We start from the raw sequence: 24,007 nt of genomic DNA, 5'->3' as shown, positions 1-24,007 counted from the left end.
ATTGTATAAATATAAACATGTCTAATTAACTAAAAAAGCTAAAATCCGAGTATTGTTAGCCAATTCACCCGAATATTACTGTTTGAAAGAGAAATATATAATACCAACTTGGTTGTTCAAACTCTTTTTGTATAGTTTAAGCTTCCAGTATCTAGATAAAAAGGGTCTTAATTTTGGATTTGTATCAACAATACTTACACTTAGATAATCTTTCAAAAAAACACCCCCTGTAGGAACAGAAAAGTTCTAGGGGGCTAAATATCTATCAGTACTACAACTACAACTGAAATAATCAAAAATTACAGACTAGTAGGCAAATCTCCTGATTGTGACATCCCTTTAGGGCTACCTGGTTCAGTAAATCCACCACTACCAGCTTCTTTGAGAAATCCGCTGTAAGCTTCCATGCCGTGTTCACCGATATCCAAACCTTCTATCTCTTCTTGTCTAGATACTCTGATGCCTAAAGTTGCTTTGAGTACGAGCCAGAAGATAGTACTAAGCAGTACAGTCATACCGCCCACAGAAATTACGCCGATGAACTGAGTAATGAACTGTCCTAAGCCACCACCTGCAAATAAACCCCTTGCTGGGCCTAGTCCATCACCGTACCAGGAGTATACACCAGGGCCCACAGCAAATAGACCTACTGCCAGAGTTCCCCAAATCCCACAAACCAAGTGTACGGATGTGGCTCCAACTGGGTCATCAATTTTAATTCTGTCAAAGAAAGTGACAGAGAAAACTACCAGGACACCAGCAATTAAACCAATGATTAAAGCACTGCCAATGGTGATATAAGCACAAGGTGCTGTCACCGCAACCAAGCCAGCCAAAATACCATTAATAATCATTGAAAGGTCTGGCTTGCCCAAGTACAGCCAAGCTGTAATTGTAGCAGCAATCCCACCAACAGCACCTGCCATGTTAGTAGTCAAGGCAATGTGGGTAATGGCATTGGGATCGGCTGCCATTACAGAACCGGGGTTGAAACCAAACCAGCCCAACCACAAAATCAAACAGCCTAAAGTGGCGATGCTCATGTTGTGTCCAGGAATAGCAACTATTTGCCCATCTTGATATTTACCAAGACGAGGGCCAAGAAATGCTGCTCCCATTAAAGCTGCCCAGCCACCAACAGAGTGAACCACCGTAGAACCAGCAAAATCCCAGAAACCCATGTCTGCCAGCCAGCCACCGCCCCAAATCCAATGCCCGGTGATAGCGTAAGAAATACCAACAAGTAAAAGGCTGAAAATCAGGAAGTCAATAAACTTAATACGTTCGGCAACAGCACCAGAAACAATTGTTGCCGCAGTTCCGGCAAATACCAACTGGAACAAAAATTTAGCTGCTAAGGGAACTCCCGCCCAACTTAAAGCGCTGAAAACACCTTTGTAAGCATCTCCCGTGGCAGGGCTGTTATCAGCTCCTTGCAAGAAAAATCCATTTAAGCCGATAAAGTCATTGCCATTGCCAAACATCAAGCCAAAACCGATCGCCCAAAAGGCAATAGTGGCAAGAGCAAATACAATCAAGTTTTTGGCTAAAACGTTAACGGCATTTTTCTGGCGGCAAAAGCCGGTTTCTAACATACCAAAGCCGGCATTCATAAAGAACACCAAAAAAGCCGCGAGCGCCACCCATAAAGTGTCAAGGGCAACCTTTAGTTCTGCTGTGGTAGGACCAGCTTCTGCCGGGGCTGGTGCTTGGGCAACCGCTGCATAACCCCAACCCATCACAATTAGACAAGCTAAAGGGATGCAAGCTTGCCAACTGGGAGACAACAGTTTCAGAACTCTCAATATTTGATGGACTATCGAGTTTGAGTTTCTAGAATAGGCATTCCAACTTGATGGCTGTCGCCTATTTTTTGCTTTCCATTTTTTGTGCTTTAACATCGTGCTCTAAACCGCTCTTAAGTGAATCAAGGTGCATTAAGTAGACAGAGAAATCTCCAGAAGCTAAACCAGTGGTTTTTGATATATATGGGGTTATCTAGGCTAGCTTTTGATTAAAATTCACTGATTCTCACTTCCACTCAGCCATTGATTGAAATCCCGCTCATCAAATCACCAAGTTTTTAGTCAATATACTGGTGCTACTTCTGTTCAGGTTATGGTTAGCCTTAAGAAATTATTATTATTTTTTATTATGTAATTTATTAAACAGTCAAGTATTCTTCATATACTTTTCAACTAACTTTAAGTTTGTTACCGCTTTTAAATTCAATTGTCAATCAAAAATCACAATAAAAAACAGCTTCATAAGTTCAAATATTTTTGAGAATTAGTTATTTATCATTCTGTATCTTAAAATACAGATTTTGATTAAAGTGACCATAGCTGTGATATGTGAATGGAGACATAGTGTCTGTACTACTTCATTGATAAAGGTTTCAGAATTTTAAATAAAAAGTTCAAAATTGCCTCAATTTGTATTAAAAATACTTAATAGTTTATCTTGTGGTCGATTAAGTATAAGAATATTTTCATTCTTGATTTCTAACTAGGTGTTGGTGATACGGCAGATAAAGTTATGATAAAGAACTGATAAAGTAAAGTTCCAGTAAATTAGGTCAATAATTCTGGTAAATAATCAAATAATTCAAAATCCAGAGTATTTTGACTGCTCACTACTTCACTAAAACTAAGTAGAAGACATTTCCTATGAACTTCGTAGATTACCAATTATGAAAAAGGGTTTTTACCCCTACACCCTACACCCCTCTTTCAAAAAGTCAGTCCTGATGATATGAGTTTCATCGCCAAGAATGAAAGTAGAATTTTTACTGTTTTTTGTTTTCTGTTGTCGAGTTTCAAGTCAGACTTCCACGGGCAAACAGTCCACAACGCTCTTGATGAAAATTTAACTCTTCCTATACCCCTACACCCCTACACCCCTACACCCATTTTCAAGACAGTCCCAATAAAACAAGTTTCACCCGCCAAAGATGAAAGAGGTTTTTTCTCCTCCTACACCCCTACACCTCCACACCCATTTTCAAGACACAGAGGTAGCTAACTTAATAAAAAAATTAATAGGTATGGCGTTTGAATTTCTATGAAATTGTGTTGCATTTACATCTGTTTTAAATATTGCTCATAACCTATTTGTTCAAGTTTTCCTTGTTTTGCCATAACTGACTCACATAGGTTTTGGCGATATTGTTGCACTTTTTCTAATAACTCCAATTGCTGAGTACCTAGAATTTGTATTGCTAAAAGTCCGGCATTGGTAGCATTACCGATCGCTACCGTTGCCACTGGAATACCTGCGGGCATTTGTACAATAGAATACAAAGAGTCAACTCCTTGTAAGTGACGGCTGGGTACAGGAACACCAATTACAGGAAGTGGTGTTAAAGATGCAACCATGCCAGGTAAATGAGCAGCGCCACCCGCACCAGCAATAATGACTTTTATACCTCGTAGATGGGCAGACTTGGCATATTCCACCATACGTTCTGGAGTACGGTGAGCACTAACTATTGCAACTTCAGTGGCAATGCCAAAATCTTCACAAACTTTGATTGCAGCTCGCATAGTGGGTAAGTCAGAATCGCTACCCATAATAATGCCGACAAGTGGATGAGTCATAGAGAGTAGAGGGCAGGGGATAGGGGATAAGGGACAAGGGGACACGGAGACGCGGGGAAGAGGAGACAAGGAGAGAGGGAGAGTAATAAACATTTCCCCATTCCCCCAACCCTTTTAATAATGACCAATGACAAAAATCTTGATTCTTTTTCTAAACTAAAAATATTCTCCTAGCCTCTAGTTCTATTTTTTTGTTAAAAATAATCATCTCATTGATTGAAGTTAATTTTATCTGTTCACTGTCGCCAATTAGCATCTAAAATCAGGTCAGTTTTTGCTATTTTCTGGTCAGCACAATGACTGAAGCAACACAAAGCATCATTTCTAATCCCATAGACATTGTTAATGCTCAACTGACAGGGTACCAGGAATTACAGATGCTTTTGATTAATCGTCAAGGCATCATTGAGCATATTTTGCCAATGAATACAACTTTTAAAAGAGTTACATCACCAGATTTGCAAGTTATTGATGTTGCTGGAGACAGAATTTCTTTAGGTGGTGTCGATTTACAGATTAACGGTGCGATGGGATTAGCATTTACCGACTTAGACGTAGAAAATTCCTATATTGTACCGAAAATTTGTAAATTTTTATGGGATTTAGGAGTAGATGCTTTTTTACCCACCTTGGTAACAACTTCCATCGAAAATATTCAGCGATCGCTTGCTGTGATTGCTGAGTTTATGGCGGCAGATGACAACAGAGAAAACTGTAATGAGAAAGAGACTGGTAGACGCGGTGACGCGGAGAAATTATCAGACCCTCTCTCCGTGTCCCTGTATCTTCGTGTCCCCGCGTCCTTTTGTTTAACTTCATCAATCAAACACGCCAAAATACTGGGAGTTCACTTAGAAGGGCCATTTTTAAATTTTCAAAAGCGCGGCGCACATCCGGCTGAGTATCTTTTACCCTTAACAATTGCGCAAGTAAAGAAGGTTTTAGGAAATTATGCTCATGTTGTTAAAGTCATAACTCTAGCACCAGAATTAGATGTAACAGGCGAAGTCATACCTTATTTACGCTCCTTAGGCATCACTGTGAGTTTGGGACATTCCCAAGCAACAGCTGCCCAAGCGCAACGTGCCTTTGCAGAGGGCGCAGCAATGGTAACTCATGCGTTTAATGCTATGCCTCCATTACACCACCGCGAACCAGGATTATTAGGGGCAGCAATTACACATCCGGAAGTAATGTGTGGTTTTATTGCCGATGGAGAACACATTTCGCCCACAATGCTAGATATATTGCTACGGTCTAGCGCCTATGAAAGAAAACTTTTCCTTGTCAGCGATGCCTTAGCACCTTTAGGGCTACCTGATGGTATTTACCCTTGGGATAATCGGCAAATTGAAGTAAAAAATGGTACTGCACGATTACTCGATGGCACCTTATCGGGGACGACTTTATCTTTATTGGTGGGAGTACAGAATTTAGTGAAGTGGGGAATATGTGACGTAAAAGAGGCGATCGCACTTGCTACAGACGCACCTAGAAAGGTGATCGGTTTACCGACATCAATATTACGTGCTTCCGTTGCTAACTTATTGCGCTGGCATTTTGATGAAGACACACGAGAACTTACTTGGCAGCGGTTGGTGTAATAACTAGGGAACAGGGAACGGGGAATAGGAATAAGGATTATCTGTCCTTCTCTCCCACTCCTCTACTCCCCCCTATCCCCTGTTGTCAGTCAGACGTGGTAATTTTAAGCTTTGGGAACATTTAAATATTTCAGTTTCATGAACGCAGCCGACGATAAAACCATTGTTAAAGAATATTTCAATTCCACAGGTTTTGACCGCTGGAGACGCATTTATGGTAATGGTGAAGTCAACAAAGTCCAGCTAGATATCCGCAATGGGCATCAACAAACTGTGGATACAGTACTAAGCTGGTTGACAGCAGATAACAATTTAGCTGAATTATCAATATGTGATGCTGGTTGTGGCGTGGGTAGTCTGAGTATTCCTCTAACGGCAGGAGGAGCAAAGGTTTATGCCAGCGATATTTCTGACAAGATGGTGGAGGAAGCCAAACAAAGAGCTTCTCAAACTTTGGAGAATCCGGGCAATCTCACATTAGCCGTACAAGATTTAGAAACATTAAGTGGTAGCTATCACACAGTTATTTGCCTAGATGTTCTGATCCACTATCCACAAGATAAGGCAGATGAGATGATTTCTCATCTTTGTTCTTTGGCACAGTCACGAGTAATTCTCAGTTTTGCTCCCAAAACATTTGGTTTGAGTATATTGAAGAAAATAGGTAGCTTTTTTCCGGGAGCAAGTAAAGCGACTCGCGCCTATTTGCACCGCGAGACTGATGTAGTTAAAATCCTTGAAAAGAATGGTTTTTCAACACAAAGACAAGCAATGACACGCACTCGTTTTTACTTCTCTAGTTTATTGGAAGCTACTCGTAAATAAAAATAAAATTGCGCCCGGAAAAGTAACTAAGTATACATAAAAAACAACTATTTTGGCTAAATGTAGCTTAAATTACGGGGTGCATTTAAGCAGTGCGTAACGCATTGTATAATTGTGGTGCGTTACGGCTAGTTCTGACTCTCTTCATCTCTTCAATCTCTGCATAGCTGTAACACACCCTACTGAACTCTGAAAATTCAAGAAAGGTTAAGCGATCGCCTTAGATATAAGTTTTTATGTTCCATTAGAGAAAATAGCGGTAAAATTTTCGTATTGTGTTTCGCCAAGAAAGCAAACATTACTGGTGAAAAATATAGTGGTCTGAAAATGTCAAGACACAAGGGTTTAATGTTATACCAATTCGTAATTCGTAATTCGCCCTGATCCTATGGGAAGCCACGCAAAGCGCGTCTACGTAATTAAGAAAGTCAGATCTGGTGTAGGTTTCAAGCTTTGAATGTGTTGCCGGATTTTAGAGGATTGGTATTACATAGCATTAATTCCAAAGGCATTGATTACTACTTTTATTTCCTCTAGGGTGTGTTTAATTAAACTTGATTTGAAAAATTGAATTTTTGTTACTTATAGAGATGGGAGGGCTGTCACCACCTTGTGGGAAAACACCTACCGGATTTCCACAACACAACATTAGTTGTTAAGTAGGTGGAAATAATTGAATTTCAAATGTCGATTATAGACATTAGAGCGGAAGTAGTATTTTACCTTCTACCCTCTGCCTACCAACGGATACACCGTACCTACTTCTATCCGCTTTGCGTCTACGCGTCTACTGCCATCCGCCCTCTGCCTTATACTTACAACCGAAGAAATCTCTAATAACTTAAAGAGCACAATTTTAGTTACGTCTTTTTCTCGTTACTGGAAACTTCATGCAAGTGAAGTTAGAATCGCTAGCAAAGCAATAATCTGAAGAGGAATTATGAAGACTAGTGAAAAATTAGCTGCGGGCTGGTTGTTGACACTTGGATTCATGTTTTTAAGCTTATCTACATCAGCAATATTGCAAAAAATTTCTATTCAGAAAGCAAATTTTTGCATTCAAGGCGAATGTGAATTGCTCCCAACAGAGGATAGTTATAAAAATGATAATACTGCTGTAGGAGGCTTAATATTTGGTATTCCAAGCTTTATACTAGGTGGATGGCTAGCATTAGGATTATACCGTCAAGGTCAACAAGATAAAAAAGCGATTAATCAGAAAGTGAACGAACATTTACAATCTCTTTTTTATCGCACGGTTCAAGAAAATGACGGGTGCGTAACTCTTTTAGGCTTTGCGATGCAATCCCAACTACCAGCACCAATTGCCAAACAGTATTTAGACGAGCAAGCAAAACTATTCAATGCTAATTTTAAAATAAGTGAAGAAGGAGGAATTTCCTATCATTTTGACGTTTAAGTGTCGATTTGGAGAAATAGTTAGTGTAGCTACATGACGCAAATTTTTTTGAGTTTAGCGGCAATTTTAGGGGGCTTATCTGTTGCTGCGGGCGCTTTTGCCTCTCATGCTTTGCGAGAAAGAATTAGCGAGCGATCGCTCTTAATTTTTGAAACAGGCGCTCGTTACCAAATGTATCATGCTCTCGCACTACTGGTAGTGGCACTGCTACTAAGTCGCATTGATTCTCCCCCACCGAGCTTGGTAGCTAGTGGATGGCTATTTATTATTGGTATTGCTATTTTCTCTGGAAGTTTGTATGCCCTAAGCTTAACTGATGTTAAGTATTTAGGAGCTATTACACCAATAGGAGGAGCAGCTTTTCTTGCTGGTTGGTGTGCTTTAGCTTTTGCCGCTTGGAGTTTGAAGTATTAATAAGCATAAACACGAATATGACTAGGGGCGCAAAAATTTGCGCCTTTGCTGTTTATTTCTATTACTACGTACCTTGCGAAGAAACATTACAAGATACGGGAGTAAGCAAAGGAGTATGAGGTGTCACAGTTGATGTATCAGCAACCAGAGCTATTTCACCCTTGGCATTCACAACCCAACCTTGAGCTTCGACAATTGGATCAGGAGGACTGATATGATCAACCTTTGACAAGAAGCCTATGTTGCTTGGCTCCTCCAAATCAATGCTTTGCACACCTCCAACAGGTTTTTCGTCCTCTAAGTTTATCCAATCGGCTAATATTGCATCGCCAATTAATAGCTCTGTTGGGCTGGGAGTTATACCTCCACGCCCCGTAGCAATAAAAGAACTTCTGCTTTGTTGTCTACCAGGATTGCAGCCAGTAGCAATCAACTGTGAAGCATCTACCACATTCATAGGTAGTTGTACTAATCCTCGACTAGGATCAATATCTAATGTGTTGATATTTACCTGACCGCTAAGATTTGGATTAGTTTGAGAGATTGCTGTGATGTCGTTAGTTACTAGCTTTTGTGGATCTAGTTGCCTTGGATCATTAGTTCCGAGAAGCCTTACTAAGTCTTCGCGGCTACGCTGTTCCATATTAAAAATACCAGAGGACTGAATTTGGACTCTGCCACCAGCATCTGTGAAAGCATTAGCAGTAATGTCGCTGTTTTCGTTAGGTGTCGCAACAATAAAGCCATTAGGAGCATTAATAATGATATTACCTCCATCTCCGGCAGCCTCTGCCTTACCTGCATTAGTAGATATTTGACTGTTGCGGCGCATCAATAATAAGTCCTGTACTTGAAGCTTGATATTTCCACCATTTCCCAGATCCGTTTCAGATGTGAGTTTGCCTTGGTTATCTAAAAGAATGGAGCGAGCGGTTATATTTAGTTCGCCCGCTTCCCCTAGCTTATTTGGATCTGCCAGATAGATATATTCCTCAGGCACTCCACTACCTACAATTATTGTTGCCCCATCGCGGACAATCAATTGCTCTGTTTTGAGTGTCACATTACCAGCAGCACCAGAACCTTGAGTTGAAGCAAACAAGCTGCTAGGAGAGCCAGTTGGTGAAGTTCCAGTTATTTCTACAGATTTGGAGGCGTTCACAGTTAAATTCCCTCCTTTCCCTGTAGCTGGAATAAATTGATTAGAAAAGGGTAGGAGCAGTCCATTTGCTTGTGTTGTTACTGTTGCCCCGCCTTGAATATACAACTTTTGAGTGTTGATTTTAATGCTACCAGCATCTCCAGTTGCGGAAGTTGAACTAAATAATCCACTGGCAAGAAAAAAATTACGATTTAGTGAGGGTAATGAAAGCACATAGCCACCAATCAGTTCCACAGAGTCTGAGGCATTGACAGTCAATCGTCCACCTGAACCTGTACCTGTACTATTAACTGATATTTGTGCTCCATCTCTAACAACCAACTTCCCAGTGTTAATTGTTAAGTTTCCTGCGTTACCAGCACCGAAACTAACACTCATCAAGGGTGTGCCGAAACCAATTAATTCTACAGACTCTATGGTATTTACTGTCAAGTTTCCTCCTGACAGCGAGCCTAAAGTGTTATTAAAAATCGATGAACTATCAGTGACTATTAGACGCTTACCCTGCACCTGGATATTGCCTCCACCCTCGCCACTAGTATTTACATAAGAAGGAATCTCAGAACCATTAAAAAATCGCGCTATTAACTGAATGTTCTGAAAATTTTGCACACCTTCATATCCCAAAGCCCAACCTTGGTTTGTTGGAATCATACTGACAAAATTATTGCCAGCAACACTTCCTAGCTCTATTCTTCCCTCTTGTGCTGTTAAATTTCCACCCTCTAAAGTTACATCTCCACCCACAAGTGCCAAGGTTTTGCTGAACGGCACTTGTAGCCCAACAGGAGTGCCAAAATTATCAGTCACTTGGGATTGATTACGAATAGGAGCCGCAGTTGCTCCAAATTGTAAACCAATGGGAACACTGAGTGTCAGTAGAGGCGTAGTTTGAGGTTCTATAGCGCTAAACTTAGTATCGTCGGCAAAGTTCATACTACTCGCCGTACTTGCTAGAAATGAACCGCCTATATTTAAAGAAGCATTGGGGCCAAAAATAATACCATTAGGATTTATTAGAAACAGGTTAGCTGTACCGTTTGCTTTGAGTGTGCCATCAATATTAGAAACAGACTTACCCGTTACCCGACTAATAATATTTTGAATATCCAGAGCATTATTAAAATAAGCCGTACTCCCAGTAGGTACAGAAAATTGCTCAAAACTGTGAAACAGATTGCTTCCTGCTTGAGTTCCACCTTCAATAATTCTGATATTGTCTTGTGTTACAACACGGGAATTATTTGGTAAAGTAGCGTCTTGAGTGATTTGAGCAATAGCACAGTTTGCAGAGAATACTATTGCACTACCTATTGCTACTCCAAAAACTTGAAACTTACCCCACAGAGTACTACTCATACTGGATATTGCACCCCTCTAAATTCATTAACTGTTGGTTAACAACAGTGATGCTGCACCTATATTAAGTAGACTACATGAGGTCTGTATCTAGATTGCGCTCTTTGCTAGTGAAAAAATTTAACTATGTTTATCTGACTTAGCATATCCAGCAGCCGTAAAGATAACCACGTGCTGGACAGGGATAAACCCATCTGCAAGCTGCTATCTTCAATTCTTGACCTGAATATGCTGGCGAAAATTCCTTATTTGTAGTTTCTAGAGTACCATTGCTCCTTGCTATGGCAATTAAGTTAGTTTTAGCAAAAGCAAGTGTGCCAATAATTGCTAAAGCGCTTGCTAGCCCTAACTTGCAGTAACGACTACTTCGACTTGGAGACATTTTTGAGCATCCTAAAAAAATAGTAGTTATGTCAGAGACTTTCTATTATTAATTTAGAATAAAAGTTAAAAATAACTCAAGTAAATTTCGCTAAATAGCAACTTTTTTAATCTTTCTCGAAAGGAAAAGAAAAAGATAAGGCGACTAAACTAATTTTGAATTTTGTTGCTGCTAAAAAACATAATTTAAATGTGGTGAAGACAGCGTAAAAGATTACCGTTCTTCACCAGAGTAGTATCTTTGAGTATAGTTAAGTTGTAGTTACCCTTTTATCAAGCATTATCTACAAGACTGAAAAAGCTCAATAGTTATGAGTGATTTCCAGCATCAGAACATTACTTGTAGTACAGTAAATTGCCTTTTGTAACATCAACGATAAGCACTCAAGGTTGTTGGTTGAAAATTGATGAAACCCTTCCCTAAGAATGTCTTTAAGTTTTTGCCCTATCTAAAAGCAGTGACAACCATTAGGATAGCCAGGTGCTGGACAAGGGTAACACCATGCTAGCTTGCCTAGCTTAATATCCGGCTTTGGAATTTCGTTTAACAATCCCATAGGTTGTAGTTCTTTGGCAGTACTATTAAATCGAATTGGATGTAGGTCAATTGAACACTGAATTTTAATGAATTGGTCTTCTGGAATACCGTATTTTTCAAGTAACTTGGCGAGATCTACTTTTTTCAAGCACTCACGAACTTCTTGGTTAATTTCATCTTTTAACTGCTGTATATTTTCTTCGTTCATGATTTTTAATCTCCTTATGACTTGGGTAATTGTGAACCCATACTGAACTACAAAAAGATATGGCAGATTTCCAAAATTTTTCTCAAATTTAAAAATAATTTTGTTATTGTTTCTTGATAAATAAAGAAAGGTAAATGGCAGAGGGCAGGAGGTGAGGCCGCCCCCCAGAAAGGCGGTTTCCGGCGTTCGCGTAGCGTCTCCGGCTCCGCTCCGTTGTAGCGACTGCCGTGCGGGTTTAGAAGATAAATTATCAGTTTGAACGGCAAGATAATCAACAAAACCCGCCCCTACCAATGACAAATGACCATTGACTAACTAATTAACTCTACAATTTCCTCTGGTAAGAGTTGTGAAGGGGTGTTCCAACCAGAACCGCCGACTGTGCGTCGCCCTCCCCAACCTTCAGCATGGGGATTTTTTATGAGTTCTGCTTGGGTGAGGCGTTCAAAGGTTCCAGAAGTGTAATCAAGGTTGGGGGTTTGGGGATGAGTGGGCAAGCAACCGAGAGTATATTGAGTACCGCCATTTTTGTGTTCTCGGATTACCAGTGTTTCAGGTCGCAGAGCTTGGATATCTGCAATAACTGTCAGACTTTTATAGAAGGCTCTCGGATCGAGATAACGCCCAATTCCATTGAGGTTGCATATGCCGACTAAGCCGCAAGATGTGGGAATGAGGCGAATTCGTTGTTGTACTATCAACTGCTGGGCATCGGTTTCCAATTCTTTCAAGTAATTATCTGCTTCTCCTTGTTCACCAGGCCAAGCACGATCGCCTACAGTTGCTGCTATCAACCATTCTGTGCTTCGTTGGAAAGATATAGACATATAGTGTTCCCACTCTTGTAGTGTCCAAGTTTGCCGATCTGGGGAAAGTTGTAGTTCAGCGGTGATCGCACTGCCGATGGTTTTCATCCCAGCCACTGCTTTGAGGGCAAATTCTGCTAAATGATTCAATTGCTCAGGCACCATAAGATGATCGCAATCCCAAGCGATCGCCCGCAGTTTATCCACAACTTGCGATCGTACTAAGACATCGCGAGGCAGTTGTACCCAAGCCGCAGCACAGCAAGCATCTGCATCAACTTGTGGGGTGACAATACAACTCGGTTGCGTGGTAGCGAAATCTTCTACTAACTTAGTTTTTGGTATGGGCATTTCGTCAATCTGAATTTCAGCACCATTCGGACGATGATGATCCCAGTGCAGATCATCGGAACGAGGTTGCCAACCAGGAACAGTACCATCGATCATAATAATTTGATGGTCTTTGGGAATGTGACTGAGATTTGTGGTGACAAGGTAGCGCATGGGAAAACAGAAAATAAGGCAGAAGGCAGACGGCACAGAGAACTCAGAGCGCCGTGCGACGGCGCTCTGAAGTTCGGTGGGGCAGAAGGAATTCTAAGTACTACAAGTTCATGAACCACTAAACTTAGACTAGCTTTTTCAAGCAGCAGTCAACTCTGTACTTAGGAGGTCAATTGCTAATTTCATCCATTCAACTGCCCCTACACGGTAAGCGAATTCTTGTTACCGCACCTCGGAACTATGCCGCTAGGCTATCAGAACAACTCATTATTCAAGGTGCTCTACCTATATTGATGCCAACTATAGAAACCTGTGTACTAGAAAATTTTGCACAGTTCGATAGCACACTTCAACAAATTGACACTTTTGATTGGATTGCTTTTACCAGTAGGAATGGAATTGATGCTTTTTTCCAACGTTTAGAGTTTTTGGGGTTAGATCATCGGGTGCTGAAAAATTGTCAGTTGTCTGCCATTGGCAAAGATGCAGAAAGATTAGCAGCTTTTGGAGTCAAAGTAGATTTAACTCCTCGACAACCTAGCCCTCAAGGAGTAATTGCTGAATTAGCTCAAATTCCAAATATCAAAGGGAAAAAAATTTTAGTGCCAGTTCCAGAAGTTGCTGGTGTACCAGAACCGGATGTGATACCTAACTTTGTTGCTGGTTTAAAAAACTTAGGCATGAGTGTGACTCGTGTACCAACTTACATAACGCGGTGTTTAGACAAAAGTTTGTATGAGGTAGAGTTAAATCTGATTTGTCAAGGCAAGGTAGATGTAATAGCCTTTAGCAGCACTGCTGAAGTAGCAAGTTTTTTGCAAATGTTTACTTTCAAAGCAGATTCTCAACAGTGTGTTATTGCCTGTTTTGGCCCCTATACAGCAGCCAATGCTAAAAAATTTGGTGTAAATGTTTCTATCGTCGCTCAAGATTACAGTTCATTTGTTGGCTTTGCAGAAGCCATAACCTTATTTTTTGCCACGAATAAATAATATTTTAGAAGTGCGCACTCATAAAATCATTGCTAAGTTCTCCAAAAACCATTTAATTTGTCATTTTTAATGTAAAGAATCGTAAATAAAAGCAGAATCTTAACTAATAATATTAACTTTGGCGTTCTCCAGAGCTTGAAACCCTTACCTCAAGCTAAAAACAGCGTCTAAATAGAAGATTGGCTATAAAGTGAATCTTCGTGATTATCCATCTGTTTGCCTCTCTGTTATCCTCATCACAAGGGTTTTTTCTAGGTATTTTTTCCTACTTTCAGCGTTGTTTTTAGTGAAACAACCCTCCTTTTTCAACAAAAAATCCTGAAATCTATATAAATTAATGGTTTCATCTATCCACTTCTGGCTTGGACAATTTAGAATGTTTCATTGAAAAGTCGCACTGATGAGAGTTACAGGGATTTTAAGTATAAATACTCTCAAAGACGGCTTTGTAAATCTCCAAACAGTGATTTCGGTAAAGATGCGTCAAGCCGCATCTGGACACAATCTCAAGTAAACCTTCAAGGAGTTTGACATGAATAAAGGTGAATTAGTTGATGCTGTAGCTGAGAAAGCTAGTGTAACCAAAAAACAAGCTGATGCAGTTTTGACTGCTGCTTTGGAAACCATCATTGAAGCTGTTTCCTCTGGTGATAAAGTCACCTTGGTAGGATTTGGTTCTTTTGAATCACGGGAACGCAAAGCCCGCGAAGGGCGCAACCCGAAAACCAACGAAAAGATGGAGATTCCTGCAACTAAAGTTCCTGCCTTCTCAGCAGGCAAACTCTTCAGAGAAAAGGTTGCACCCCCAAAATCTTAGTAAGTTCTTAGTAAGTTCTGTTTTTTCAAGGAACACTGTTTTAATGCAGCAAAGAGCACATGGGGGAAATTTAGCTTGGGCATCAGCATTGGCTGGCTGTCCCCCTAGTGCTATTGTTGATTTTTCTGCCAGTATTAGTCCACTTGGCCCGCCCCGTAGCGTTATAGCTGCGATTGAGTCTCAATTGACTAATCTGAGGCACTATCCAGATCCCGATTATCGTGAACTGAAGTTGGCTCTCAGTCAGTTTCATCAACTGCCCTGTGAGTGGATTCTGCCGGGTAACGGTTCGGCAGAATTATTAACACTGGCAGGGAAAGAATTAGCTGAATTAGCCGCGACAGTTTTAATTACTCCAGCCTTTGGTGACTACTATCGCTCGTTGTTGGCATACAAAGCTAAAGTACTGGAGTTTCCTATTTCTTTGAACAGACAAGAAAACTGTTCAACGCCAATACACGGGCAAATTTCTTCCCTGTCCCCATTTCCCCTCAACCCTATTGCTTGGAAACTTTCAACTGCAAAGCCAGTTGATATTCCACAGGAAGCCACCAATGGGGGTGGCTCCCTTGTTTCTGTGTATTCTTTCAAAAGGCATGGCTTACTCCTAAATAACCCCCACAACCCAACGGGAAAGTTATTTTCGCGGGAAGCCATTTTGCCTTACCTTGATGAATTTGGATTGGTTGTAGTGGATGAAGCGTTTATGGATTTTCTGCCTACCTGTGAGGAACAAAGCCTAATTGGGGAAGTGCAGAAATATCCAAATTTAGTAGTTTTACGATCGCTAACTAAGTTTTACAGCCTTCCCGGATTACGATTGGGTTATGCGATCGCTCACCCCGATAGGTTGCGGCGCTGGCAGTCTTGGCGCGATCCTTGGCCTGTTAATACTCTTGCCCAGGCAGCAGCAATTGCAGCAGTTAGCGATCGCGAATTTCAACAGCAAACTTGGGCATGGCTACCACCAGTAAGAAACCAATTGTTTGAGGGTTTAGCCAAAATCCCAGGTTTGCAACCTTACAAGAGCGCTGCTAATTTTCTTTTGGTGAGTTCGCAATACTCTAGTTGCAAGTTGCAGGAGGAGCTACTCAAGCATCACCAAATTTTGATTCGCGATTGTCTAAGTTTTAGAGAACTTGGTGATCGTTATTTTCGTGTTGCTGTACGCTCATCCTCAGAAAACCAAAGTTTATTAAATGCGATCGCTTTAGTCAATAATTTATAGCAGTCCTACTTAGGAAATAGGGAACGGGGAACAGGGTTGGGGAAAAGAGTATAACGATGCGTAGGTACTTAGATGTGAAAATTTTATTAAGGTGACTAATGACCAATGACTAATGACTAATGACTAATGACCAATGACTAATAACTAATGACTGTTGACTACGATATTGTAATTATTGGTGGGACTCAGGCTGGGCATTATGCTGCTCAGATGGCAACCCAATTTAAAGCCAAAGTCGCTTTAGTAGAACCAAAATTTAGTTATGAATTTATTCATCAGCATGTTTTTAGCGAAATAGGCAAACTTACCCAGCAGTTAAATAATACTGCTCAATTCGGAATCAAAGCTTTATACTCTGATACTACAGAAGAATACCAAATATCTTTAACATGGTCAGAAGCGATGCTATATGCTCAAAGTGTCGCTTCTAATTTAGAAGAACTAAATTCACCCGCTATTTTAGCTGCCCAAGGAATTGATGTTATTCTTGGTGAGGGTAGGTTTCAATCCTCTCCTCATCTGACATTTGTTGTTGGCGATCGCTTACTACGCGCACGTACTTATTTACTAGCCAATGGTTCAGTTCCAATCATTCCAGAAATTGAAGGATTGCAAAAAACAGGCTTTTTGAATCTATCTCAGATCTGGCAATCTATTAGTAGTGAGGCACCACCTCAAAATTGGGTAATTCTTGGCGGTGTTCCTCAAAGTATCCAAGTAGCGCAAACTTTAGCACGCTTGGGTTGTAGCGTAACGTTGATAGTTAATAGTCCTTTAATTATTGATCATGCCGATCCAGAAATAGCTCAACTCTTACAAGCGCACTTAGAAGCGGGAGGTGTACGCGTCCTCACGCAAACATCAGTTACTCAAGTAAGGATAATTGAGAACAAAAAGTGGCTTCAGGCAGGAGATAAGGCAATAGAAACTGATGAAATTGTTGTAGCAACTGCACAGCACCCAAATGTTGAATTCTTGAATTTGGCAGCAGTGGGTGTAAAGTGGCATCATCGCCGTTTGGTAGTGAATGAAAAGCTGCAAACGACTAATCACCGTATTTATGCTTGTGGTGATGTCATCGGTGGGTATGACTGTCCTCACATTGCTAATTATGAAGCGAGAATTGCTCTAAAAAATGCTTTGTTTTGTCCTAGTCATAAAGTTAACTATCAATGTATTCCTTGGGGAGTGTTTTCTCAACCGATACTGGCACAGGTTGGTGCAACAGAGGCGCAAGCAAAACGTCAATATCCTCAAGATCAGATTTTAGTTTTACGGCAACATTTCAAAACATTGGCTGCTGCTCATATTCAAGAAGAAATTACAGGTATATGTAAATTAGTTGTCCGACGAAACGGAGAAATTCTCGGTGCTTCGATACTAGGAGCGCAAGCTCATGAATTCATTAATGTTATTGCTCTAGCTATTGCCCAAAAAATTAAAATCTATCAAATAGCTAATTTAGCTTCTATTTTTCCCAGTTACTCGGAAATTTTAGAACAAACTGCACGAGAGTGGGACAAGCAAAAGTTACAAAGCAATATACTCAAGCAAGAATTTTTGGAAGGTTTCTTTCACTTCCGACGAAATTGGAATATTTAAGTCTAAAGGCATCCCTCTCCCAATTTGGGAGAGAGCAAACGCAAAAGCCCTTTTGATTGCTCCAAAGTTCCCTGGGCGCGGGGAACCCTTACCTTCAGAAGCCGCTACCTACGCTCTTGCGCGTAGCGACTTCTGTTCCCCGTAGGGGTTCGGTGCAGGTTTAGAAGATAAATTATCAGTTTGAACGGCAAGATAATCAACAAAAACCGCCCCTACCAATGACTAATGACTAACTATAACTTTCTATTCTTCCCTTCCAATAGCGAAACGCTACCAATACCTTGCAAAATTCCGCGAACAATTAAACCTAAACCTCGACCAACTATTTGCGTAAGAACGAAGACAACTCCACTACCCAAAAAAGATAATAACGACTGTAAACGAGGTGCGATCGCATCACCAAATTCTAATCCTAAAGTTATGAAGAGAGGAATTCCTGAAAGTTCTCTTAACTCTTGAGTACGAGGAGCATAAATGGAAACTTTAGCGATACCGCGTGGAGCAAATACAAATAGTTCATAGCGACTTTCAAAAATTGCTTTTGGTTCTGTTACATAATTTCTCAGCCGATATTTCCAAGATAAATCATTTCTGAATCGCTCAATCTCTCGACTAGAAACTAAGTTACGATCATAAAAATTGTGCTTAATATCTTCTACATCTGCTAAATAATTTAGTAACGGTTGCATTACACTATTTGCGATTTGAATCAACAGATTTTCTAATAAAATTTCTGCTTGTTCTTTAGCTTCAAAGCTAACCGCAGGATAATTTTTATTATCAACCACTAAATCTGTCTGAAATAGTAAATAAGCAAACAATTCTCTTACGAGTGGAATTTTATTCAGAATTTCCACTTGTACCACTCCGGCACTTTGTAGTAACACATTCACAATTTCTACAAAAGTATTACCTATTTTTACCCTAGAAAATTTACCAAAAAATTCTATTGTTGCTTCTCTCCACAAGTCATACAAGATTTTATTTTTAATTTCAGGTAATTGCTGAACGTCTATTTGAGAATTACGCAGTTCATCTAACGCATCAGCAACTTTTTGCAAAATTATATAAAGCAATTCTCGTTTTTTATCTGGACGCAAAATATCAATTTCTAAGGCAATATCTGTGACATTTTGCAAAGAATATTGAAGTTTATTAATACAAGAAGCAAATAATGTGGCTTGCAGCGCTCTAGGGCTAAGTAGAGAGGGAGCGTTTTGGGTTTGTGTTAAGTCTGATGGGGCGAGCGCGCTATTGGTAGAAATATTTGTATGAGAAGGTAGCTCCTCAAAAAGCTTAGATTGCCTTTGTTCATTTATTTGCGCTCTAGCAGGTGTAGCTAATAAATGATTAACTAGCCAGCGAGATGTAAGCAATTCCCGTCGCTGCCCGGCTAAGACTGCTCGTTCTAATACTGTTAATCCTGGAGTTTGCAACTGTGCTGTTACTGCTGCTAAATTAGCGTCTATCTGAGCAATTCCTGACGAACGTAAGTTTTCCAACTGTTTAGTAAGGCGTCGAGTTAAGGCAAACCCAGAAACATTCTGCCTGTTACCCCGTCTTTTATTCTCCGCGTCCCTTTGTTCACTCTCATACCAATGGGAATAACCCGCTGCTACTTGTTGGATGGCAGTCACTAACTCGGAAAGGGGTGTGCCTTTGGGGCAGTATCCATCCACACCGATCGCTTTGGCTGCCATTAGCAATCCTCGGTCTTGTAAAGAACTCAGAAGCAAAACAGGTAGGTTAGGATACTGAGCTTTCAATTGCTGACACAGTTGTAAACCCAACTGCTGACTTTGAACAGAGCGACTATTGCCCAATTCTAAAATAACTATATCTACGCTAGTAGGGTCTTGTAAGGCAAGTTCTGCTAAAGTTTGCAAAACGGCAGTATCTGTTTCCGCTTCCGATACTACTTGTAAGTTGGGAAATTCTTCTAGAGCCACCCGTAGTCCCAGCCGGAAGATAGGATCTTGGTCAACTAGCAATAACTTCAAAGGGCGATCGCTCATATTCACCAAAATACTGTGACTCTGTATTTGACAAGTTTGCAGTCACAGCAGCCAGATATCAATATCTCTGATCCCTTTAAGAACACAGCCTATTGTTAAAGTGTAGAAGCTGGATCTAATTTTGCCATACAATGCATACAAAAATTATGCTAGAAATCGAAAAGTTTCACAGCAGGAAATAATTGAGAGGAGTCAATCAGGGAATAGGATAGCTTAAACGTTTCCCTGTATTGATCCAGGATTATTATCGCGGTAGCCGTAAAAATTGATACTGTAATCAGTAATTCGTACTCCTGTTTGTTCTTCTACTTGACGGATTATTTCTTCCGGCAATGTTACATGAACATCTAAAATTTGGTTAGTATCCACACAGTTGATATGACTGTGAGAATCACTAATATTGCCGTATAAACGTCCGTCACAGTGTTCTATACATTCAATGATGCCACTAGAAGATAAGGCTTCTAGATTTTGATATACAGATGTATGACCGATCGCTTTACCTTGTTGATTCAGGCGATCGTATATTTCTCTGGCAGAAAGATGCTCTTTTGCTTGCCAAAGTAACTCTAGAATAAAACGACGCTGGCGACTAACGCGCATACCCAAGACTTGACACTGATCTAGAGCATCTTCCAAAGAACGAATTGGTTTTTTAGAAATTGTGGATTTTTGCATATCTATGCTTGTTAACTGTTTGGGTAATTAGATAATTTTTCTTGTTAATGTTTATTTGTTATTTTATGTATCTAAAGCAGATCTATCTACTAGGTTCGTCTTACACTGCGTTATTGTTTCTGCCTGCTGTGGAAATCACAGTTTGACGGTTATGTGATCGCACCTTAATCTAAAACAAACTCATTACAACTTTAGCTTAAAATTGCAGTCAACGTCCACTTGCAGATAGATGTGTTGTCTTTTTAGTCAATAGTCATTGGTCATTTATCATTGGTAGGGGCGGGTTTTGTTGATTATCTTGCCGTTCAAACTGATAATTTATCTTCTAAACCCGCTCGTAGTGGTTAGTGGTTAGTGGGTAGTAGTTTTGTTGATTAGATGAAGGTTAAAACCGAGAATTTATCTTCTAAACCCGCAAGGGCGCGCTGCCTCCCGTACAGTGGTTAGTAGTAGTTCTCCCCTGCTCCCTCTCCCCTTTGATGCAACAAGAGAGTAGTATTAATTGTCGAGGTTACATTCTGAGGCAATGACAATCACAATATCTTTGCATCCTGACTCCATTAACAGCTTGGATTTATCCCCGGCGACAACGGTAATTGAAAAATTACTCCAAGAAGGGGCGATCGCATCTTATGAACAGCAGTTACGCTTTGATATTAACTACGCTTTAGAACCAAGTGATCCACGGGAACTCCCAGAAATTCCGGAATTACGACTTTGGTTTATTCGCCTTGATACTCGTTATCCTTGGTTGCCATTTTTACTGGATTGGAAAGCTGGAGAACTTGCTCGTTACGCTGCTATGCTTGTACCACATCAATTCAGTACTAAAGAGGGTATACAGTACAATCCCGAAGCTTTGGAAATCTTCTTAATGCATAAAATCTTTATCTTGAGCGACTGGTTAAAGCAGCACAGTATTTCCGGGAAATCACGTCTTCAGTCTATGGCGCAATTACTAGGTTATGAGTTAGATGATGCTCTATTTGAAATATTTTAGCCAAAGCTGGATATTAAAGTTACTAACCTTGAATACGGCAGAGCAAATTTAAAGCAGCATTGAAAGCATATTCAACGGCTTTAGATTTACTAGGTAATGCTGCCTGCCAAAGTCGATAATCATTGTATTCAAGAATTAAATTAGCTACACCATCAATTTTAAAGTTTTTAAGTATTTCGTTTTGCATAGATTCAAAATCCTTGGATGAACCACCGTTATCCTGAACTTCCCATCCAGCTTCAATAAATTTATTTATAATGGTTCTCATATATTGTTTGCCTACATCTTCTGCAAATATAGACAAAGATTTAAGTGCTTTAAATTCTTCTAACACTAAATTAGCTATTTCTTTTCCTTGTGGAGTATCCCAATCATGAGGAAGACAAATATCTAAGTAATCGCTTTCATAAAATTTATATTTAAGATATTCATAAATATCAGTCGTTTTCTGCACTAATCTTCTACCACTTAGTAATTCTTGCAAAGATTTTGTGCTTGTATCAATAGATAAATCTCGGAATACTTTTTCTTCATCTTCTTTACAATCATATATAAGATAAGTCCAAATTCCTGAAGTTGCAGTATCAGTACTTTTTGCTTGGTAGTAAGTAATTGTTCCTTCTTCTTCACACTCAAAATATTCACTACCTACAACATCAAGCAATGATTCTTTGTATTGATTATGACTCTTGCTGACAATCTTTCTTAAAATACCTGTGATGTGATGAGGCTGATTTTCTACTTGGATGTAATATTTACCAATACCAATAAAGCTGTGTAAATGAATTGTCATTTTTTACCTTGTTCAATTTTCATCACATTCTTAGTAGATTTTTTCTGCTTAATAGCAGAATGTAATAAAGAAGACGTAATATGGCACGTAAAATTTACCCAAAGCAATTACACTAAATAATGGCAACTGCTTTTTTTAGAACTGAGTATCGTCTTACGGCACAAAAACTAAATATTTTTCTTGAATTAATCCTTGTTTGTAAGTCATTAGCTTTCAACACAACACTTTACAGTTCTGATTGAACTGAAAGTGATTTTGCCTATTTTGAATTGTATTGTTATTAAAAAAAGACAAGGTATTAAATTGACAACTAAGTTTATTTGCTTAGTTGCTATTATTACTCATCTCTTTCAAATTGGATATTTAGTCTGAACAAACTGTGGTAGATGCACGTGAACTTAAGCTTTTTTGCTTAAACATATCGTTCCCGGCCTTTCTTAAAGCATAACAGGTTGTTGAACAAAAATAAGTTGTCCAGAAAACTTTCAATAACCCTGCTGAAAATGTTTTAGTTTAATACTTGATATTTTAATTACTGCTATAAATCATTCTCTCGTGTCATCGCATTCCTATTGACAACATAAAAGTAAGTGAGATATCAAGCCACTTAGCGTCTTGCTTAATGAATGGAATGCGTGATTTAGTTCTGTTAAAAAAATGGCTAAATATTTTCTACGTAAATACTTGTACGATACCAAAATGGCGTAGGAAATCTGGTTTCAAAATTCTGGACAGCCTACTAATCAATGGTTTTAATCCAAAATCACGCACGTGACGCCAAGTCGCTACAACGCGCTTAACTCGACGACAGGTGCTACAAGTCCAAGGGCGCACTGGCTCCACAACCCGCTGGCTCACCACCGCAGTGGCTCCACAATTCAAAATTGATATGAGTGGGAAATTAAAACATCAAGCTACTAATAACATGATAAACCCTAGCCGTACTTCTTAGAGGTCGGCATAGGGATTACTTTATTCACGTCGCGTATTTAATTTCAATTATTTACCCGCCACATATAACCAACATAGATATTGAGCATATTATGGCAGTTTAGAAATGCTTGCGCTAACCACCCCAAATTTTTTCTAAGACTGTTTTAGGCGAAATATCTGCCATTTTACCTGTAGGGGATTTAATCGTAAGGAAGCGATCGCTCTTGGGCAACAACTTTGTCGGTTCAGTGGGGCCAAATAGAGCAATGGTATAAGTTTGTACTGCTACAGCAAGGTGCATAGGCGGACTATCAGTACACAACATCAAATTGGCTCCAGCAATCATTGCTGTCAACTTCCCGATGTCAATACCAGAGGTTACTTTGACATTGGGCGCATATTCCTTGAGATGGCGAACAAAATCTTCTTCGCCTTCTCCTTGAATCACCACCACAGGCATATCTGGCTGTTTGTTGTGGAAATCTTGAATAATTGTCTGCCAATGTTCGGTTGGGTAAATTGTATCCACACCTTTACCAGCACCGCCATAAATCAGAATGTAGCCACTTTCTTTGACTCCTAGCCTCATTTGTTCCTTATCTGACCATTCAATGTCTGGTTTGGGTACGTTAACGGCTAATTCTGGGCAAGGAGACTCAATACCCAGTCCATCAAGAAGATCGTGATATACACAAGCAGCATATTGCTCTTTTTTCAGGGGTACTAAATTAGTCAGAAAAACTGCTCCTTTTCCTTTGTAGCCTACACGTCTGGGAATACCAGTCAACCACAGTATCAGACCTAATAACCAGCTTTGCCCTGAAACAATAGCGACATCGTATTCGCGATCGCGAAGTATGCCAACTAAATTTGCCCAATCTGCCAAACTGTTACGGTCTTTGTAATCAAATGTCAGCACTTCGTGAACAGACTTGCTCACTCGGTAAGCAGCCTTTGAGCGAGGTTCAACAACAACATCTATCTGAGCATCAGGATAATGACGTTTCAGATCATCTAATGTTGGAAAGAATAGAATTTGGTCGGCAATTCCACCAGGGACAAGGGCCGCTACTCGCATAATATTTATTTATTATTTACGCTTACTCGCTCCCTATTTTAGGGGAATATA

20 protein-coding genes are annotated in these 24,007 nt (G+C 39.9%); 9 read left to right on the top strand and 11 right to left on the bottom strand.

The features are described from left to right. Nucleotides 1-299: 299 nt before the first annotated feature. A complete protein-coding gene (locus U2718_RS31945; protein WP_341993936.1) occupies nt 300-1,901 on the bottom strand; it encodes an ammonium transporter in 1,602 nt (533 codons plus the stop codon). A 1,179-nt stretch (nt 1,902-3,080) separates the two neighbouring features. After that, a complete protein-coding gene (gene purE / locus U2718_RS31940) occupies nt 3,081-3,599 on the bottom strand; it encodes a 5-(carboxyamino)imidazole ribonucleotide mutase (RefSeq protein ID WP_341993937.1) in 519 nt (172 codons plus the stop codon). Between the two features lie 296 nt (nt 3,600-3,895). Here purE and U2718_RS31935 point away from each other — a divergent pair, with 296 nt between their 5' ends. The 4 genes from U2718_RS31935 (at nt 3,896) to U2718_RS31920 (ending at nt 7,862) form a co-directional block, all read left to right on the top strand. Further along, entirely contained in the window at nt 3,896-5,203 is a 1,308-nt protein-coding gene (locus tag U2718_RS31935) for an N-acetylglucosamine-6-phosphate deacetylase (RefSeq protein WP_341993938.1), read from the top strand. Nucleotides 5,204-5,341: 138 nt separating this feature from the next. Next, entirely contained in the window at nt 5,342-6,028 is a 687-nt protein-coding gene (gene bchM, locus U2718_RS31930) for a magnesium protoporphyrin IX methyltransferase (RefSeq protein WP_341993939.1), read from the top strand. Between the two features lie 940 nt (nt 6,029-6,968). Beyond that, nucleotides 6,969-7,448: a hypothetical protein gene (locus U2718_RS31925; protein WP_341993940.1), complete on the top strand. Its 480-nt coding sequence runs from the start codon at nt 6,969-6,971 to the stop codon at nt 7,446-7,448. A 33-nt stretch (nt 7,449-7,481) separates the two neighbouring features. Next, nucleotides 7,482-7,862 carry a DUF423 domain-containing protein gene (locus U2718_RS31920; RefSeq protein ID WP_341993941.1) on the top strand — a complete coding sequence of 127 codons (381 nt, stop codon included), beginning with the start codon at nt 7,482-7,484 and terminating at the stop codon, nt 7,860-7,862. Nucleotides 7,863-7,926: 64 nt separating this feature from the next. Here the strand turns inward: U2718_RS31920 and U2718_RS31915 are convergent, their stop codons facing one another. The 4 genes from U2718_RS31915 to U2718_RS31900 all read right to left on the bottom strand — a co-directional run bounded on the left by U2718_RS31915 (nt 7,927) and on the right by U2718_RS31900 (nt 12,820). Further along, complete coding sequence (locus U2718_RS31915) at nt 7,927-10,383, bottom strand: filamentous hemagglutinin N-terminal domain-containing protein (RefSeq protein ID WP_341993942.1); 2,457 nt, start codon at nt 10,381-10,383, stop codon at nt 7,927-7,929. Nucleotides 10,384-10,522: 139 nt separating this feature from the next. Beyond that, a complete protein-coding gene (locus U2718_RS31910) occupies nt 10,523-10,765 on the bottom strand; it encodes a hypothetical protein (protein WP_341993943.1) in 243 nt (80 codons plus the stop codon). Nucleotides 10,766-11,213: 448 nt separating this feature from the next. Continuing rightward, nucleotides 11,214-11,510, bottom strand: coding sequence for a hypothetical protein (locus U2718_RS31905; protein ID WP_341993944.1), 297 nt, complete (start codon nt 11,508-11,510; stop codon nt 11,214-11,216). 311 nt (nt 11,511-11,821) lie between these two features. Further along, complete coding sequence (locus U2718_RS31900) at nt 11,822-12,820, bottom strand: hypothetical protein (protein ID WP_341993945.1); 999 nt, start codon at nt 12,818-12,820, stop codon at nt 11,822-11,824. 173 nt (nt 12,821-12,993) lie between these two features. Here U2718_RS31900 and U2718_RS31895 point away from each other — a divergent pair, with 173 nt between their 5' ends. From U2718_RS31895 to U2718_RS31880, 4 genes are all read left to right on the top strand, one after another. Beyond that, nucleotides 12,994-13,812 (top strand): uroporphyrinogen-III synthase, encoded by an 819-nt coding sequence (locus tag U2718_RS31895; RefSeq protein ID WP_341993946.1) that lies wholly within the window; start codon nt 12,994-12,996, stop codon nt 13,810-13,812. 532 nt (nt 13,813-14,344) lie between these two features. Next, nucleotides 14,345-14,629 carry an HU family DNA-binding protein gene (locus U2718_RS31890; RefSeq protein WP_009457351.1) on the top strand — a complete coding sequence of 95 codons (285 nt, stop codon included), beginning with the start codon at nt 14,345-14,347 and terminating at the stop codon, nt 14,627-14,629. A 43-nt stretch (nt 14,630-14,672) separates the two neighbouring features. Next, nucleotides 14,673-15,857 (top strand): threonine-phosphate decarboxylase CobD, encoded by a 1,185-nt coding sequence (cobD, locus tag U2718_RS31885; RefSeq protein ID WP_341993947.1) that lies wholly within the window; start codon nt 14,673-14,675, stop codon nt 15,855-15,857. Nucleotides 15,858-16,004: 147 nt separating this feature from the next. Further along, nucleotides 16,005-17,459, top strand: coding sequence for an NAD(P)/FAD-dependent oxidoreductase (locus U2718_RS31880; protein ID WP_341993948.1), 1,455 nt, complete (start codon nt 16,005-16,007; stop codon nt 17,457-17,459). 233 nt (nt 17,460-17,692) lie between these two features. Here U2718_RS31880 and U2718_RS31875 read toward each other — a convergent pair whose 3' ends face one another. Then, the gene (locus U2718_RS31875; protein ID WP_341993949.1) at nt 17,693-19,474 is read right to left on the bottom strand and encodes a DUF3685 domain-containing protein; all 1,782 of its coding nucleotides are present in this window, start codon (nt 19,472-19,474) and stop codon (nt 17,693-17,695) included. Nucleotides 19,475-19,687: 213 nt separating this feature from the next. Beyond that, a complete protein-coding gene (locus U2718_RS31870; protein ID WP_341993950.1) occupies nt 19,688-20,152 on the bottom strand; it encodes a Fur family transcriptional regulator in 465 nt (154 codons plus the stop codon). Between the two features lie 526 nt (nt 20,153-20,678). Between U2718_RS31870 and U2718_RS31865 the strand changes: the two genes are divergently transcribed. Further along, a complete protein-coding gene (locus tag U2718_RS31865; protein WP_341993951.1) occupies nt 20,679-21,152 on the top strand; it encodes a CRR6 family NdhI maturation factor in 474 nt (157 codons plus the stop codon). A 22-nt stretch (nt 21,153-21,174) separates the two neighbouring features. Here U2718_RS31865 and U2718_RS31860 read toward each other — a convergent pair whose 3' ends face one another. From U2718_RS31860 to U2718_RS31850, 3 genes are all read right to left on the bottom strand, one after another. After that, nucleotides 21,175-21,945: a hypothetical protein gene (locus U2718_RS31860; RefSeq protein ID WP_341993952.1), complete on the bottom strand. Its 771-nt coding sequence runs from the start codon at nt 21,943-21,945 to the stop codon at nt 21,175-21,177. Between the two features lie 672 nt (nt 21,946-22,617). Then, nucleotides 22,618-22,803: a hypothetical protein gene (locus U2718_RS31855; RefSeq protein WP_411813400.1), complete on the bottom strand. Its 186-nt coding sequence runs from the start codon at nt 22,801-22,803 to the stop codon at nt 22,618-22,620. 208 nt (nt 22,804-23,011) lie between these two features. Further along, complete coding sequence (locus U2718_RS31850) at nt 23,012-23,956, bottom strand: glycosyltransferase family 9 protein (RefSeq protein ID WP_341993954.1); 945 nt, start codon at nt 23,954-23,956, stop codon at nt 23,012-23,014. Between the last annotated feature and the right edge of the window lie 51 nt (nt 23,957-24,007).

The organism is Chlorogloeopsis sp. ULAP02, from assembly GCF_038404745.2.
GTDB lineage: Bacteria > Cyanobacteriota > Cyanobacteriia > Cyanobacteriales > Nostocaceae > Chlorogloeopsis.
Note: the sequence above shows the minus strand (reverse complement) of the source record. Positions and strands in the feature narration are given on the sequence as shown.

Bases quoted from the DNA above. Each gene is read 5' to 3' on its own strand.
- U2718_RS31945 (WP_341993936.1), bottom strand. From the start codon at position 1,901: ATGTTAAAGCACAAAAAATGGAAAGCAAAAAATAGGCGACAGCCATCA.
- purE (WP_341993937.1), bottom strand. From the start codon at position 3,599: ATGACTCATCCACTTGTCGGCATTATTATGGGTAGCGATTCTGACTTA.
- U2718_RS31935 (WP_341993938.1), top strand. From the start codon at position 3,896: ATGACTGAAGCAACACAAAGCATCATTTCTAATCCCATAGACATTGTT.
- bchM (WP_341993939.1), top strand. From the start codon at position 5,342: ATGAACGCAGCCGACGATAAAACCATTGTTAAAGAATATTTCAATTCC.
- U2718_RS31925 (WP_341993940.1), top strand. From the start codon at position 6,969: ATGAAGACTAGTGAAAAATTAGCTGCGGGCTGGTTGTTGACACTTGGA.
- U2718_RS31920 (WP_341993941.1), top strand. From the start codon at position 7,482: ATGACGCAAATTTTTTTGAGTTTAGCGGCAATTTTAGGGGGCTTATCT.
- U2718_RS31915 (WP_341993942.1), bottom strand. From the start codon at position 10,383: ATGAGTAGTACTCTGTGGGGTAAGTTTCAAGTTTTTGGAGTAGCAATA.
- U2718_RS31910 (WP_341993943.1), bottom strand. From the start codon at position 10,765: ATGTCTCCAAGTCGAAGTAGTCGTTACTGCAAGTTAGGGCTAGCAAGC.
- U2718_RS31905 (WP_341993944.1), bottom strand. From the start codon at position 11,510: ATGAACGAAGAAAATATACAGCAGTTAAAAGATGAAATTAACCAAGAA.
- U2718_RS31900 (WP_341993945.1), bottom strand. From the start codon at position 12,820: ATGCGCTACCTTGTCACCACAAATCTCAGTCACATTCCCAAAGACCAT.
- U2718_RS31890 (WP_009457351.1), top strand. From the start codon at position 14,345: ATGAATAAAGGTGAATTAGTTGATGCTGTAGCTGAGAAAGCTAGTGTA.
- cobD (WP_341993947.1), top strand. From the start codon at position 14,673: ATGCAGCAAAGAGCACATGGGGGAAATTTAGCTTGGGCATCAGCATTG.
- U2718_RS31880 (WP_341993948.1), top strand. From the start codon at position 16,005: ATGACTGTTGACTACGATATTGTAATTATTGGTGGGACTCAGGCTGGG.
- U2718_RS31875 (WP_341993949.1), bottom strand. From the start codon at position 19,474: ATGAGCGATCGCCCTTTGAAGTTATTGCTAGTTGACCAAGATCCTATC.
- U2718_RS31870 (WP_341993950.1), bottom strand. From the start codon at position 20,152: ATGCAAAAATCCACAATTTCTAAAAAACCAATTCGTTCTTTGGAAGAT.
- U2718_RS31865 (WP_341993951.1), top strand. From the start codon at position 20,679: ATGACAATCACAATATCTTTGCATCCTGACTCCATTAACAGCTTGGAT.
- U2718_RS31860 (WP_341993952.1), bottom strand. From the start codon at position 21,945: ATGACAATTCATTTACACAGCTTTATTGGTATTGGTAAATATTACATC.
- U2718_RS31850 (WP_341993954.1), bottom strand. From the start codon at position 23,956: ATGCGAGTAGCGGCCCTTGTCCCTGGTGGAATTGCCGACCAAATTCTA.